We start from the raw sequence: 14,240 nt of genomic DNA, 5'->3' as shown, positions 1-14,240 counted from the left end.
CACCCCGCCCGGTGGGCGCGGCGGAATAAGGGCCTGACATGCCGAAGATGACCTTCATCGAGCGCGACGGGAACAAGAAGGAGGTGGAAGCACCCCTCGGCCTGTCGGTGCTGGAGATCGCGCACAAGCACGGCGTGGATATCGAGGGCGCCTGCGAGGGCAGCCTCGCCTGCTCCACCTGCCACGTCATCGTGGACGGGTCCTGGTACGGCAAGCTGGCCGAGGCCACGGAGGATGAGGAGGACATGCTCGACCTCGCCTTCGACCTGCAGGAGACGAGCCGCCTGGGCTGCCAGATCATCATGACCGATGCGCTGGACGGGCTGGTGGTGAAGCTGCCCGCCGGCACGCGCAACGCCGGCGGCTGAGACGGGGGGCGGATCATGGGAACCCCGGCGTGGATCCCCGCTGGGGAGCATGATTTCGGCAGCGAAGGCGGGCTGTACCGGCGCCTCCGCGACGGCTGCGCGCAGGATTGGGTGGCCTACACCTGGCACCCCTTCGTGCAGGGCCTGTCCGACGGCACGCTGCCGCTCGCGGCGTTCCGCACCTATTTGATCCAGGACTATCTGTTCCTGATCCACTTCGCGCGCGCCAAGGCGCTGGCCGTCTTCAAGGCGGAGAGCATCGAGGCGATGCGGGAGAAGACCGCCTCCATCGGCGCCATCCTGGCCGAGACGTCGCTGCACCTGACCTATTGCGCGGAATGGGGCATCCCGGAGGCGGTGGTGCGTGGGACGCCGGAGAGTGCCGAGACCGTCAGCTACACCCGCTACGTGATCGACCGCGGCCTGGCCGGCGACATCCTGGACCTGGAAGTGGCGCTGGCCCCCTGCACGGTGGGCTATGCCGAGGTCGCCTTGCGCATCCTGGCCGACCCGAAGCGGCGAACTGGCGAAAATCCCTACCAGAGCTGGATCGACAGCTACGGGTCGCCTGCCTACCAGGCGATGGCGCGGGCGGCGGCGGCGCGGATCGATGCGCTAGGCGAAAGCCATGGCGGCGCCGCGCGCTTCCGCAGCCTGTCGGGAACCTTCTCGGAAGCCGCACGGCTGGAAGCGCGCTTCTGGCAGCAGGGCCTGGACGCCGCCTGATGCGCATCCTGGTCGCCATGTCCGGGGGCGTGGACAGCAGCGTGGTCGCCGCGCTGATGAAGGAGGCGGGGCACGAGGTCATCGGCGCCACGCTCCAGCTCTATGACCACGGCGCGGCCGTGCAGAAGAAGGGCGCCTGCTGCGCGGGGCAGGACATCCATGATGCCCGCCGCGTGGCCGATACCCTCGATATCCCGCATTACGTGCTGGACCGGGAGGCGCGGTTCCGCGCCGCAGTCATCGATGATTTCGCCGCGACCTATGCCCGCGGTGAGACGCCGATCCCCTGCGTGCGCTGCAACCAGACCGTGAAGTTCCAGGATCTGGTCGAGATGGCCCGCGACCTCGGCTGCGAGGCGATGGCCACTGGCCATTATGCCCGCCGCGTGGAAGGCCCCGGTGGGGCGGAGCTTCACCGCGCCGTCGATCCCGCGCGGGACCAGTCCTACTTCCTGTTCGCGACCACGCAGCACCAGCTGGATTTCGCCCGCTTTCCCCTCGGCGACATGCCGGACAAGGCGGCGGTGCGGGCGGTGGCGGAGAGGCTCGGCCTGGCGGTGGCGCAGAAGCCGGACAGCCAGGACATCTGCTTCGTGCCGGAAGGCCGCTACGACCGCCTCGTGGCGAAGCTGCGGCCGGAGACGGCGGAGGGCGGCGAGATCGTGGACCTCTCCGGCCAGGTGCTGGGGCGGCATGAGGGCATCGGGCGCTTCACCGTGGGCCAGGGGCGCGGTATCGGCGTGGGCGGCACGCAGGAACGCCTGTTCGTCGCCGCCATCGATGCGCCGCGCCGGCGCGTCGTCGTCGGCCCCCGCGCGGCCCTGCCGCAGGCGGAGGTGGTGGCGGGCGAGGTGAACTGGCTCAGCACGCCGCCTGAGGGTCCTGTGGCCGTCCAGGTGAAGCTGCGGGGGCGTGAGGCACCGCGCCCCGGCGTGATGCGCTGGGACGCCACGGAGCGCCTGCTGCGCGTGACGCTGGAGGAGCCGAACATCGCGGCCCCGGGCCAGGCCTGCGTGGTCTATGACGGGGACCGCGTGCTGGGGGGCGGGTTCCTCCGTGCGGCCTCTCTGGCCACGGGTGCTTCGGCCACGGGTGCGCCGGACATGGGTGCGCCGGACATGGGTGCGTCGGACATGGGTGCGCCGGGCATGGGTGCGATTGACAGGGAAGGGGCGGCGGCGTAACTCGCGCGCCGATGGCGGGCGCCCCTGGGGCGGCCGCGACGCTTGGGGCGGCGTAGCTCAGCTGGTTAGAGCACGGCACTCATAATGCCGGGGTCAGCGGTTCAAGTCCGCTCGCCGCTACCAACGATTTCCCTCGCTCCGGACCCGGTCCGGCTTTCCTACGAAAATGCCTCCAGGCAGCCGGATAGATTGAACAGAACCTCCCCGCAGGGTTCGGGTGAGCCATGGCGCGCTGCGGTCCCGTGGGGTGGCCACCGATGCGACAGGACAAGCCGAACGCCCCGCCCCGTAAGCGTGCCGCCAGCCCGAACAGGCGTGGCACCTGCCAGTCCAGCGCAACGGCCGAAATGGCCATGCACGGGAATGGCTGCGCGCCTCAGCCCGGCGCGGCCGCCGGCACTACCGCCGGCAGGCGACGACGCCCCAGGGCGCGGGCCAGCACGTGGAAGACCGGCGTGAACACCAGGCCGCAGATCGTCACGCCCAGCATGCCGTAGAAGACCGCGACGCCGAGGCTCTGCCGCATCTCCGCCCCCGCGCCAGCCGCGATCGCCGGCGGCAGCACGCCGAGGATGAAGGCGAGGCTGGTCATCAGCATCGGGCGAAGCCGGGTGCGTGCCGCTGCAGCCGCGGCCTCCCAGCGCGTCATCCCTTCCTCCTCCGCCGCACGGGCAAATTCGACGATCAGGATCGCGTTCTTCGCGGCCAGGCCCACCAGCACCACCCGCACCAGCACGTTGTTGTCGAGCCCCGCGTCGCGGACGCCGAGCAGCAAGGCCAGCACCGACATCAGCGCGATCAGCACCACCGCCAGCGGCAGCAGCCAGCTTTCATACATGGCCGCCAGCATCAGGAAGACGAAGACCACCGCGAGCCCGAAGGCGATCGGCGCCGCGTTGCCGGCGATGCATTCCTGGAGCGCGATCTCCGTCCATTCGTGGGTGAAGCCCTCCGCAAGGTTCTTCAACACCTGCTCCACCGCGGCGATGGCCTGGCCGGTGGAAACGCCGGGCATTGCGGCAACCTGGATTTCCACGGCTGCCCGGTGCTGTTCTCCCAGGCGGAATTCCCCGATCCGGACCACCCCACGCATCGCCTGGTGGCCGCGCAGAAGCGGCGGATGCGCGACACGATGGTGGGCCTGGTGAAGCAGGCCGGGATCGATGAGCCGGAGATGGTGGCGGACACGCTGGCGACGCTGTTCGACGGCGCCTGGGCCACGCTGCCCTACCGCGGCGGCGACCGCGCGGCCGAGATCCTCAGCAACGCCGCCGCCTGCGCGCTGAAGGACGCCCCCGGCCGAGGATGACCGTGGCGCCCAGCGGGGCGAAGGCGCGCAGCCCCTGCGGCGGGCTTCATGCCCGCATCAGCAGCCCGCCTGATTCAGCGATATCGGCCAGTTCGGACAGCGTTGCCACGTGGTAGTGCGGCACCGTCGGCTGCGCCGCGGTGATGGTGCCGCCCGATCCCGCCATGCCCTTCCGCCGTTCGACCCAGCAGACCGTGTAGCCCAGCGCCTTCGCCACGCCGATATCGTGGTACTGGCTTTGCGCCACATGCAGGATCTGGTTCTTCGTGATGCCATCGCGGCTGATGCGGCCGCGGGCGAAGGCGAAATAGTGCGGGTCCGGCTTCTCGCACAGCGCGTCGTCGCAGGAGACCGTGTCATGGAACGGGTTCCCGAGCCGCGCGGCCATCAGGTCCAGCGCCCAGCGCGCGGCATTGGTCATCGCCACCAGGTGGTAGCGGCGGCCGAGGCGTTCCAGCGCCGCCACGCTGTCCGGAAAGGGCGGCCAGTCCTTCACGGATTGCGCGAAGCCCGTGGCGATGGCGGCATCGTCCGGCAGGCCGAGTGCGGGCGCGATCTGGTGGTAGACGCGTTCCAGATCATCCGGGAAACGCCAGACATCCGGCGCGCCCCGTGCGGCGCGATAGGCATCGAGGATGACGCCATCCGGCAACGCCGCCGCCGCCGGCCCGCAGGCAGCGCGGAGGTAGCGGAGCAGCCCGGTTTCGAAATCGATGATGGTGCCGACCACGTCGAAGGTCAGTGCCTTCGGCTCCTGCGATTCCATGCCGCGCTCTCCTGTCCTCGCCTGACGCCGATCCTGCCGCCACACGCGGCGCGGGCGTGGCGGAAAGCGATGCCGTGGCGGTGTTTCGTGCCGGAAGCGGTGCTGGGCGCGGCAGCTTCGGCCGTCACTCCTCGAAGAACTTCTCCAGCGGGTAGTGGCGCTTCACGAAGACGGACTTGATGACGACGTAGGAGAAGTATTTCTCGATCCCGATGTTGCGCGCCAGCAGGGTCTCGATGATCTCCTGGTAGTGCTGGATGCCACGCGTCAGGAACTTCAGCATGTAGTCGTAGCCGCCGGAAACCAGGTGGCATTCCAGGATCTCATCGACGCCGCGGATCGCATTCTCGAAGCGGGAGAAGTCCTGCATGCGGTGGTCCGCCAGCGTCACCTCGGTGAAGATGGAGGTGGTCTCACCCAGTTTGCGCAGCTGGATGTCGGCGCCGTAGCCGGTGATGTATCCTGCCTTCTCCAGCCGCTTCACGCGCACCAGGCAGGGGCTGGCGGAAAGCCCTACGGCATCCGCCAGTTCCACATTCGTCACCCGCGCATTCTTCTGGAGGTGGACAAGAATGCGCAGGTCGATGCGGTCGAGCTTCGGGAGCCCGGTGTCCATGCGATGTGAAGCCTCATTCGTTGCCGACACGGTAGATTCCACCGTGGCGGTCTGACAAGCGGGAAGCGCGGTCAGTAGCCCCGCGCGCGGCAAGCGCGCCTAGTAGCCCCGCGCGCGGCAAGCGCGCCTAGTAGCCCCGCGCGCGATCCACCAGGCCGAGCATCGGCTCCCCGCGCGCATGCCGGTCGATATTGTCCAGCACTGCGTCCACCGCGGTTTCCGGCTGGGTCATGCTGGCGATGTGCGGCGTCAGCCAGATGCGGGGATGGGTCCAGAAGGGGTGGCCGGGCGGCAATGGCTCGGGCTCCGCCACGTCCAGGATGGCGGCGGAGAGCTGCCCGGAATCAAGCGCCGCCAGCAGATCCTGCTGCACCAGGTGCCCGCCCCGTCCCGGGTTCACCAGGCAGGCGCCGCGCGGCAACTGCGCGAAAAGGTCGCGCCCGAGCATGCCCCTCGTTTCCGCCGTCAGCGGCAGCAGGCAGACCAGGATGTCGCAGTCCTGCAGGAAGCCCGGCAGCGCCGCTGCCCCGGCATGGGTCTCCACCCCCGGGACGGCGCGTGCCGAACGGCTCCAGGCGGAAAGCCGGAAGCCGAAGGGGGCGAGGGCCGCCAGCACCGCGCGCGACAACTCGCCAAGGCCGAGGATGCCGACGCGGCGGCGCGATGCCGGGTGCACGCGGATGGGCTGCCATCGCCCTTCCCGTTGCTGGCCCAGATAGGCCGGCATGTCCCGGTGCAGCGCCAGCACCGCCATGGTGACGTATTCCACCATGCCGCCGAAGATCCCGGGCTCCACCATCCGCACCAGCGGAACATGTGTCGGCAGCGCGGAAAGATCGAACTGGTCCACCCCGGCGCCGACGGAGAACACGACCTCCAGCTTCGGAAAGCGCGTCGCCAAATCTTCCGGTGGCAGCCAGGCCGCGAGGTAGCGGACTGCCTCGGGATCGCCTGTCTCCGGCCAGACATGGAAGGCCAGGCCGGGGCGCTTCCGGGCCAGGATGCGTGCCCATTCGGCGCCGCGGACGGGATCTGCCTTGTAGACCAGCGCCATCAGCCCAGCGCCTGGCTGGCCAGGGCGAAGGTCCGCACCGCGGCGGGCGTGGCCGGCGTGCCGCGGGCCATGCGCGTGACCACATCCACCTCCGGCAGCCCCGCCGCCTGCAGCCAGGGGGAGAGGCCGCTGTCATCCGTCACGTCGATGCGCAGGAATTCGCCCTGCTTCTGGCCCAGCCAATGCGCCACCAGCAGCCGCGCCGCTTCCTCATCCGGGGCGACGACGGGGCCGATGACCTTGCCGCGGCCGAAGCGGCGCAGCATCGCGTAGCCGCAGGCCAGGCCGCCGCGGTCCAGCACGATCGCCTCCGCATCCCCCAGCAGCGCCGCCAGCATCGGCGCGCGCGCCATGCCGCAGGCGGCGGTGTCCAGTGCCGCCAGCACGCCGAGGTCCGCGCGCCCCGCGGGGCGCAGGCGTTCGCCCGGGCGTGGCGCCTGGAAGCCCAGGCTGAAGGCCGCGCCCTGGTGCTGGCGGATGGCGCCGGTGGGGGCGAAGCCCAGGCTGCGGTACAGCGGCTCTCCTTCCGGCGTCGCGTGCAACTGGATGCCGCGCGGGCCCAGCTGCACGATACAGGCTTCCATCAGCCGCCGCCCCAGCCCCCGCCCCTGATGGGCCGGCGCCACGATCACCATGCCGAGCGTTCCCCAATCCGGGCCGAAGGACCAGGTGATGGCGGTGCCGACCAGCTTGCGCGCTGCCTCCAGCGCGATGCCCTCCCCGATGCCGAGTGCGAAGTGCCAATCCTCCGTCCGGTGTGGCCACCGCACGGCGGCGGATAGCGCCTGCGCGGCCTCCAGATCCGCGGGCAGCAGCGCCCGCATGATCGGTTGTGCATCGGCTTGCGCCTTCATCCTGACCCTCCGTCTGGCAGGCAAGGCTGCACCGGGGTGCGAAGCATGGGCTTCCGAAGTTCGGGGGCTTTCAGGCATTTTCCACTTTGTCGCGCCCCGCGCAGCCGCTGCCGTCGCCGCCGTGCGAAACAGCAGGATCTGCGCCACGCGCCCGCGCGCAACACCTTCCCTGCGCCGCTGCCGCGCCTAGCATGATCCGTCACCGATGCGGGAGCGCAGGCCCATGACGAATCTCCGGCCGAAATACGTCACCTTCGACTGCTACGGCACGCTCACCTGGTTCCAGGTCGGCGAAGTCACCCGCGGCCTGATGGCCGACCGCGTGCCGGAAGGCCTGATGCCGGAGTTCCTGCGTGATTTCACCTGGTACCGCTTCGACCAGGTGCTGGGCGCCTGGGCGCCCTATGTCGATGTGCTCAAGGCTTCGCTGGAACGCACCTGCCGCAAGCATGGCGTGGCCTTCCGCGAAGCCGATGGCCAGGCGCTGTATGAGGCCGTGCCCACATGGGGTCCGCACGCCGATGTGCCCGAGCCGCTGAAGCGCGTGGCGGCAAGGGTGCCGCTGGTGATCCTGTCGAACGCGTCGGACGACCAGATCATGTCCAACGTCGCGCTGCTGGAAGCACCCTTCCACAAGGTCTTCACCGCGCAGCAGGCGCAGGCCTACAAGCCGCGCATGCAGGCCTTCGAATACATGTTCGACATGCTGGGCTGCGGGCCGCAGGATGTGCTGCACGTCTCCGCCAGCTACCGATACGACATCGTCCCGGCCTATGGCCTCGGCGTGGCGAACACGCTGTTCGTCAATCGCGGCTATGAGCCGGAGATCCCCTATTACGGCGCCCACCAGGCGACGACGATCGAGGGCCTGGCCAAGCTGATCGGCGTGTGAGGGTGCGATGAAGCTCGCCTCCTACTGGCTCGATACCGCGAAGCCCTTCGCCGGCGCCCATGCCGGGCCGGTGGAAGGGCGCGCCGATGTGGTGGTGGTGGGGGCGGGCTTCACGGGGCTTTCCGCAGCGCTGGCGCTGGCGCGGCGCGGGGCTTCCGTCGTCGTGCTGGAAGCGGCCAAGGTCGCGGCCGGCGCCTCCGGCCGCAATGGCGGGCATGTCAACAACGGCACGGCGCATGCCTATGCGGGCCTGGCCGCCACGCTGGGGGCCGACCATGCCCGCGCGCTGTACCACGCCTTCGATGCGGCGGTGGACACGGTGGAACGCATCGTGCGGGAGGAGCAGATCCAGTGCGACTTCCGCCGCGCCGGCAAGATCAAGCTGGCCGCCAAGCCCGCGCATTACGACAAGCTCGCCCGCAGCTTCGAAATTCTGAACCGCGACTGCGACCCCGACACCGAATTGGTGCCGCGCGAGCGGATCCGGGAGGAGATCGGGTCGGATTCCTTCTTCGGCGGGCTGCTCTATCGGAAGAGCGCCATGATGCATATGGGCCGCTTCGGCGCTGGTCTGGCGGACGCGGCATCGCGCGCCGGCGCGCGGATCATCGAGGATGCGCCCGTCACCGCCCTCACGCGCCTTCAGGGCCATGCGCATCGCGTGGTGACGCCGAAGGGCACGATCGAGGCCGCGCAGGTGCTGGTCGCGACGGGGCCCAGCCGGGAGGGGCCCTTCGCCTGGTTCCGCCGCCGCCTGGTGCCGGTCGGCAGTTTCATCGTGGTGACGGAGCCGCTGACACCCGCGCAACTCGACAGCATCATGCCGACGCGGCGCACGGCGACAACCAGCAAGTACATCGGCAACTACTTCCGAATCAGCCCCGATGACCGGCTGATCTGGGGCGGCCGCGCGCGCTTCGCGATGTCCAACCCGACCGAGGACGCGAAAAGCGGCGATGTGCTGCGCGCGCAGCTCGACGCCACTTTTCCTCAATTGCGTGGCGTGCGCCTGGACTACTGCTGGGGTGGCCTGGTGGACATGACGGAGGATCGCCTGCCGCGCGCCGGCGAGCATGAGGGGCTGTTCTACGCCATGGGCCTGTCCGGCCACGGCGCGCAGATGTCCGTGCATCTCGGCCAGCAGATGGCGCGGGTGATGGCGGGCGAGGCCGGCGCCAATCCGCTGGCGCGGCTCGACTGGAAGGCGATCCGCTTCAACTACGGCACGCCCTGGTTCCTGCCGCTCGTCGGGGCCTGGTACGGCCTCAAGGACCGGCTGGAATAGCCGCCTGCATCAGGGCCGCCTCGTCGCGGTGGCAGAGGATCTCGGCGCCCTTGGCGAGGGTGCGGCGCGGCGGGGGCGTGACGTCGCAGAGGCCGGGCATGGCGAGCCCGCAGCGCGTGAAGAAGGCGCAGGCCGGCCTGGCGCCGGCGGCCGCTTCCGGCCCCCGCACGCTGCCGCGCTGTTCCAGCCAGCCCTGGCGCAATTCGGGCACGGAGGAGATCAGCAGGTTGGTGTAGGGATGCCAGGGCGCCTCCTGGATGGCGCGGCGGCTGCCGGCCTCCACGCGTTCGCCGGCATAGAGCACCATCACCTCATCGCAGACGCTGCGGACCGTGTGCAGGTCGTGGCTGATGAACATGGTGGAGAGGCCGAGTTCCCGCCGCAGCCCGTCCATCAGGTCGAGGATCGCGGCGCCGACGATGGTATCGAGCGCGGAGGTCACCTCGTCGCACAGGATCAGGTCCGGTTCCGCTGCCAGCGCGCGGGCCAGGTTCACGCGCTGCTTCTGCCCGCCGGACAATTCGCCGGGCTGGCGAGTGGCGACGGAAGCGGGCAATTGAACGAGATCGAGCAGCCGCTTCACGCGCGCATCGGCCGCCGCGCCCTTCGCGCCGTGGAAGAATTCGATCGGCCGTCCGAGGATGGCGGCGACGGAGGCGCGCGGGTTCAGCGCGGTGTCCGCGCTCTGGAACACCAGCTGGATGCGGCGAAGCTGCGCCGGCGTGCGCTGGGCCAGCGCCGGCGGCAGTGACGCGCCATCCAGCATGACCTGGCCACGCGCCGCCGGCAGCAGCCCGGCGATCACGCGCGCAAGCGTGGATTTGCCGCTGCCGCTTTCCCCGATCACGCCCAGGGAGGAGCCCCGGCGGATGGTGAAGTCGATATCGCGCAGCACGGGCAGGGCCGGCATGCCGGCCGCATCCGCGCGGCCATAGCCCGCGGTCAGGCCGCGCACCTGCAGCAGGGGGGGCGCATCCGGCGCGGCGGCGGCACCGCGTGGCGTGGGCGCTGCCGCGGCCAGCAGGCTTTGCGTGTAGGGGTGCTTCGGCGTGGACAGGATCTCACCCGTCGGCCCGATCTCCTGCATCTCCCCGTTGCGCAGCACGAGGATGCGGTCCGCCATCTGGGCGACGACGGCGAGATCGTGGGAGACGTAGACGGCGCTGACGCCGCTGCCCTTCACGACCTGCTTGAAGGCGCGCAGGACCTCGATCTGCGTTGTGACATCGAGGGCGGTGGTGGGCTCGTCCAGCACCACCAGTTCCGGCTCCGCGATCAGCGCCATGGCTGCCATCAGCCGCTGCAACTGCCCGCCCGAGACCTGATGCGGATAACGCGCGCCGATATGGGCGGGGTCGGGCAGGGCCAGGGCGCGGAACAGTGCGATGGCGCGGGCCTCGGCTTCCGCCTTGCTGCCGATGCCGTGCAGCATCGCCATCTCCGTCACCTGCGCCATGATGCTCAGCGACGGGTTGAAGGACGCGGCGGCGGATTGCGCGACGTAGGAGACGCGGCGGCCGCGGAAGTCGCGCAGCGCCGATCGCGACAGGCCGAGGACATCCGTATCGCCGAGCCGGATGCTGCCGCCCGCGATACGACAGCCGGGCTTGGCGTAGCCCAGCAGCGATAACGCGATGGTCGTCTTGCCCGATCCGCTTTCGCCGATCAGGGCCAGGACCTCGCCCTTCGCCAGGGTGAAGGAGGCGTCGCGGACGATCGGCACTTCCTGCCCCGCGGCATTGCGCGCCCGGACCTCGAGGTTGCGCACCTCCAGCAGCGGTGCGCTCAATGCCCGTCCCCCTCCCGCTTGCCGCCACCGAGCACGTCGATGGCCAGGTTCACGCCGATGGTGAGGGAGGCGATGGCGAAGGCGGGCATCAGCACCGCGGGCGCGGCCTCATGCAGTCCTGCCATGTTCTCCCGCACCAGTGACCCCCAATCGGCGTTGGGCGGCTGCACGCCGAGGCCGAGGAAGCTCATCCCCGCCAGCAGCAGCACGATGTAGACGAAGCGCAGCCCGAAATCGGCCAGGACGGGGCCGATGATGTTGGGCAGGATTTCCGCGCGGACGAGGTAGAGCGTGCGCTCTCCGCGTGCCCGCGCCACCGTCACGAAATCCTGCGCGTTGACCGTGACCGCCAGCGACCGCGCGATGCGGTAGGCGCCAGGCGTGTAGATGATGCCGGCCATCAGGATCAGCACCGGCACGGAAGACCCGAAGGCCGCGACGACGACCAGGGCGAACATCTTGCTCGGGATGGAGATCAGCGTGTCCAGCGCCCGGCTGATCGCGCCATCCACCAGCCCGCCCCAGACCGCGGCGCACATGCCGAGCATGAGCCCGCTGCCGCTGGCCATCACCGCCGCGACGAGTGCGACGCCGACCGTGTAGCGCGTACCGTGCAGGACGCGGCTCAGCATGTCGCGGCCGAGGTAGTCGGTGCCGAAGGGGAAATCGGCGCTGACGGGCAGGAAGACCTCCATGTCCACGATCGCGCCGGCGGGATGGGGGGCGATGAGGGCGCCGAACAGCGCCATCGCCACCCAGAAGCCCAGGATCGCCAGGCCCATGATGCCCGCGGGGGAAAGGCGACGCATCATCGGTGGCGCAGCCGGGGATTGGACAGGATGGCGACGATATCCGCGGTGGTGACGAGGACGAGGTAGGCCGCGCAGAACAGCATGGCGCAGGCCTGCACCACCGGCAGGTCCCGCTGCGCCACGCCATCCACCATCAGCTTGGCGACGCCGGGATAGTTGAAGATCGTCTCCACGATGATGACGCCCCCCAGCAGGTAGGACAGGCTCAGCGCGACGGCATTGGCGATGGGCCCGATTGCGTTGGGCAGGGCGTGGCGCAGCACCACGCGGAACGGCCCGAGCCCCTTCAGCACCGCCATTTCCACATAGGGGGCGCGGAGCTGGTCGATGATGGCGGCGCGCGTCATCCGCACCATCTGCGCGACGATGACGCAGCACAGCGCGAAGACGGGCAGTGCGAACACCCTGAAGAACTGCGCGACGGAGGTGATGTCCGCCGTGGTGGAGAGCGCCGACAGCCAGCGCAGCTGCACCGCGAAGACGATGACGGCCGCTGTCGCCACCAGGAATTCCGGCACGGAGACGACGGAGAGCGTCAGCATCGATACGGTGCGGTCATAGGCGCTGCCACGGTACATCGCCGCCGTGATGCCGATGGTCAGGGCGACGGGGACGGAAACCGCCGCCGTCGCCGCCGCCAGCATCAGCGAATTGGGCAGGCGCGACCCGATGAGCTGCGCCACCGGCATGTTGCTGGCCAGCGACCGCCCGAAATCCCCGGTCGCGAGCCCCTTCAGCCAGGCGAGGTAGCGAAGATGCCCGGGCAGGTCGAGGCCGAGGCTGGCACGCAGCCCTGCCACCGTCTCCCGCGTCGCGTACTGGCCCAGCAACTCCTCGGCCGCGTCCCCCGGCAGCAGGCTCGTGATGGCGAAGATCGCCAGCGAGACCAGCAGCAGGGAGACGATGCCGAGCGCGAGCCGGGTGGCGACCAGCCTCAGCATGGGCGCCGCCCCGCCATCTCAGGAGTCGAGCCAGACATGCTTGGCAAAGTCGAAGCCCATGAGGTTGCCGACCGGGATGGGCGACAGGCCCCGCAGGCGGCTGACATGGCCATCCAACATGGACTGGAAGACCGGGATGCCGATGCCGGAGCCGTTGTGGATCATCACCTGCATGTCGGCATACATCTGCCGCCGCTTCGCCTCATCCGTCTCCGCCCGCGCGGCGCCCAGCAACTGGTCGAATTGCGGATTGCGCCAGGCGCTTTCGTTCCAGGCGGCGTCGGACTTGAAGAAGAGCGTCAGCAGGATGTCGGCGGAAGGGCGCGGATTGATGGCGCCGAAGCCCAGCGGATGCTTGAACCAGTGGTTGGACCAGTAGCCGTCCGCTGGCACGCGCCGCACCTCCAGGTTCATGCCGATGCGGGCGCCAGTCTGCTGCATCACCTGCGCCATATCCACGGAATTCGGCGCGGCCGGCGAACAGACCAGGGGCAGGCTGGTGGCGCCCACGCCCGAACGCTGGAAGTGGAATCGCGCGCGATCCAGGTCGAAGGGTCGCTGCGGCAGGCCCGCGAAGTGGAAGCGGTTGGTGGGGTCGATCGGCTGGTCGTTGCCCACGACGCCATAGTTGCGCAGGATGGCCGTGCGCATCTGTTCCCGGTCGAACATGTGCTTCATGGCCAGCACGAAATCCGGGTTGCTGGCCGGCGACATGTCGAGCCGCATGACCAGGTTGGTGTAGTAGCCTGACTTCGTCTCGAACACGCCGTGGCCCTGCGCCTGCGTGATGCGGCGGACCGAACGCGGATCGACGCCCGCGATCAGCTGCACGTCGCCGGACAGCAGCGCGTTCACACGCGCCTGCTCATCCGGGATGCCGATGAACTCGACCTCGTCCAGGTGGCCCTTGCCCGTCTGCCAGTAGTTGGGATTGCGCTGCGCGATGGACCGCACGCCGGGCTGGAATTCGCGGCAGCTGAAGGCGCCGGTGCCGATGGCGGTGGAGAAATCCGTCGTGCCGGCCTTGATGATATGGAAGTGGAAGGTCGCCAGCACCACGGGCAGGTCCGCATTCGGGCTGTCGAGCGTGATCCGCACCTCATCCGGCGCCGTCGCCACGATCTCCGTCATCGGCATGGCGAGCGAGCGTGCGCGCGATGCGGTGGCGGGATCCTTGTGGCGATTGAGGGAGAAGACGACATCCTCCGCCGTCAGCGGCTTGCCGTCGTGGAAGGTGACGCCGCGGCGCAGCTTGAAGGTCCAGACCTTCGCCCCTTCCTGCTGCCAGCTTTCCGCCAGCGCGGGCCGCGGCGTCAGGCTGCCGTCGAAGGTGGTGAGCCCGTCATAGAACATGTTGCAGCGGGCATAGTCGGTGGACAGCGACTGCTTCGCGGGGTCCAGCGTATCGGCGGTGGAGGTGGAAGTGCCGGAGACGCGGATGCGCCCGCCCCGCCGCGGTGTCTGCGCCACGGCTTCCTTCGCCGCGCCGAACACCCCGCCGGCCGTTGCCGCTGCCATGCCGCCGGCGCCGAGCATGCCGAGAAGGTCGCGCCTCGTGGCGCCCCGGCGCACGGCATCCAGCACGCGGGCCTGGTCGGCCTGTCCGAGAAGTTCCAGTTCTTTGCTTGCCATCCCTGCCTCCTT

14 protein-coding genes, 1 tRNA gene and 1 pseudogene are annotated in these 14,240 nt (G+C 69.7%); 7 read left to right on the top strand and 9 right to left on the bottom strand.

What is annotated here, in order from left to right; all coding sequences use genetic code 11:
• Positions 1–38: 38 nt before the first annotated feature.
• The 4 genes and pseudogenes from ACTIE5_RS28480 to ACTIE5_RS28465 all read left to right on the top strand — a co-directional run bounded on the left by ACTIE5_RS28480 (position 39) and on the right by ACTIE5_RS28465 (position 2,401).
• Positions 39–368 carry a ferredoxin family 2Fe-2S iron-sulfur cluster binding protein gene (locus ACTIE5_RS28480; RefSeq protein ID WP_439553127.1) on the top strand — a complete coding sequence of 110 codons (330 nt, stop codon included), beginning with the start codon at positions 39–41 and terminating at the stop codon, positions 366–368.
• Between the two features lie 15 nt (positions 369–383).
• Entirely contained in the window at positions 384–1,094 is a 711-nt protein-coding gene (locus ACTIE5_RS28475) for a TenA family protein (protein WP_439553126.1), read from the top strand.
• Positions 1,094–2,179: pseudogene (mnmA, locus tag ACTIE5_RS28470) on the top strand (tRNA 2-thiouridine(34) synthase MnmA); the annotation flags it as partial. The gene ACTIE5_RS28475 and the pseudogene mnmA, both read left to right, overlap by 1 nt.
• Before the next feature lie 145 nt (positions 2,180–2,324).
• Positions 2,325–2,401 (top strand) — tRNA-Met (locus tag ACTIE5_RS28465).
• Between the two features lie 253 nt (positions 2,402–2,654).
• On the opposite strand, the gene ACTIE5_RS28460 is transcribed toward ACTIE5_RS28465, so the two are convergent.
• Positions 2,655–3,314, bottom strand: a complete 660-nt coding sequence (locus tag ACTIE5_RS28460) for an efflux RND transporter permease subunit (RefSeq protein WP_439553125.1) — start codon at positions 3,312–3,314, stop codon at positions 2,655–2,657.
• A 9-nt stretch (positions 3,315–3,323) separates the two neighbouring features.
• Here ACTIE5_RS28460 and ACTIE5_RS28455 point away from each other — a divergent pair, with 9 nt between their 5' ends.
• Entirely contained in the window at positions 3,324–3,587 is a 264-nt protein-coding gene (locus ACTIE5_RS28455) for a hypothetical protein (protein ID WP_439553124.1), read from the top strand.
• 46 nt (positions 3,588–3,633) lie between these two features.
• Here the strand turns inward: ACTIE5_RS28455 and ACTIE5_RS28450 are convergent, their stop codons facing one another.
• The 4 genes from ACTIE5_RS28450 to ACTIE5_RS28435 all read right to left on the bottom strand — a co-directional run bounded on the left by ACTIE5_RS28450 (position 3,634) and on the right by ACTIE5_RS28435 (position 6,877).
• Positions 3,634–4,353 carry an HAD-IA family hydrolase gene (locus ACTIE5_RS28450; protein WP_439553123.1) on the bottom strand — a complete coding sequence of 240 codons (720 nt, stop codon included), beginning with the start codon at positions 4,351–4,353 and terminating at the stop codon, positions 3,634–3,636.
• Between the two features lie 124 nt (positions 4,354–4,477).
• Positions 4,478–4,969: an Lrp/AsnC family transcriptional regulator gene (locus tag ACTIE5_RS28445; protein WP_439553122.1), complete on the bottom strand. Its 492-nt coding sequence runs from the start codon at positions 4,967–4,969 to the stop codon at positions 4,478–4,480.
• 127 nt (positions 4,970–5,096) lie between these two features.
• Entirely contained in the window at positions 5,097–6,023 is a 927-nt protein-coding gene (locus ACTIE5_RS28440) for a 2-hydroxyacid dehydrogenase (protein ID WP_439553121.1), read from the bottom strand.
• Positions 6,023–6,877: a GNAT family N-acetyltransferase gene (locus ACTIE5_RS28435; RefSeq protein WP_439553120.1), complete on the bottom strand. Its 855-nt coding sequence runs from the start codon at positions 6,875–6,877 to the stop codon at positions 6,023–6,025. Before ACTIE5_RS28435 ends, ACTIE5_RS28440 begins: the two co-directional genes overlap by 1 nt.
• Positions 6,878–7,100: 223 nt before the next feature.
• Between ACTIE5_RS28435 and ACTIE5_RS28430 the strand changes: the two genes are divergently transcribed.
• Both ACTIE5_RS28430 and ACTIE5_RS28425 read left to right on the top strand, forming a co-directional pair.
• Positions 7,101–7,769, top strand: coding sequence for a haloacid dehalogenase type II (locus ACTIE5_RS28430; protein WP_439553119.1), 669 nt, complete (start codon positions 7,101–7,103; stop codon positions 7,767–7,769).
• 7 nt (positions 7,770–7,776) lie between these two features.
• Positions 7,777–9,054 (top strand): NAD(P)/FAD-dependent oxidoreductase, encoded by a 1,278-nt coding sequence (locus ACTIE5_RS28425; RefSeq protein ID WP_439553118.1) that lies wholly within the window; start codon positions 7,777–7,779, stop codon positions 9,052–9,054.
• Here ACTIE5_RS28425 and ACTIE5_RS28420 read toward each other — a convergent pair.
• From ACTIE5_RS28420 to ACTIE5_RS28405, 4 genes are read right to left on the bottom strand one after another with little or no spacing between them, the layout of a single operon-like run.
• Positions 9,035–10,843: an ABC transporter ATP-binding protein gene (locus ACTIE5_RS28420; RefSeq protein WP_439553117.1), complete on the bottom strand. Its 1,809-nt coding sequence runs from the start codon at positions 10,841–10,843 to the stop codon at positions 9,035–9,037. The two genes, ACTIE5_RS28425 and ACTIE5_RS28420, sit on opposite strands and share 20 nt — an antisense overlap.
• The gene (locus tag ACTIE5_RS28415) at positions 10,840–11,655 is read right to left on the bottom strand and encodes an ABC transporter permease (protein WP_439553116.1); all 816 of its coding nucleotides are present in this window, start codon (positions 11,653–11,655) and stop codon (positions 10,840–10,842) included. Before ACTIE5_RS28415 ends, ACTIE5_RS28420 begins: the two co-directional genes overlap by 4 nt.
• Positions 11,652–12,596 carry an ABC transporter permease gene (locus ACTIE5_RS28410; RefSeq protein WP_439553115.1) on the bottom strand — a complete coding sequence of 315 codons (945 nt, stop codon included), beginning with the start codon at positions 12,594–12,596 and terminating at the stop codon, positions 11,652–11,654. Before ACTIE5_RS28410 ends, ACTIE5_RS28415 begins: the two co-directional genes overlap by 4 nt.
• An 18-nt stretch (positions 12,597–12,614) precedes the next feature.
• Entirely contained in the window at positions 12,615–14,228 is a 1,614-nt protein-coding gene (locus tag ACTIE5_RS28405; protein ID WP_439553114.1) for an ABC transporter substrate-binding protein, read from the bottom strand.
• Between the last annotated feature and the right edge of the window lie 12 nt (positions 14,229–14,240).

The organism is Falsiroseomonas sp. (genome assembly GCF_051859025.1).
Lineage (GTDB): Bacteria > Pseudomonadota > Alphaproteobacteria > Acetobacterales > Acetobacteraceae > Falsiroseomonas.
Note: the sequence above shows the minus strand (reverse complement) of the source record. Positions and strands in the feature narration are given on the sequence as shown.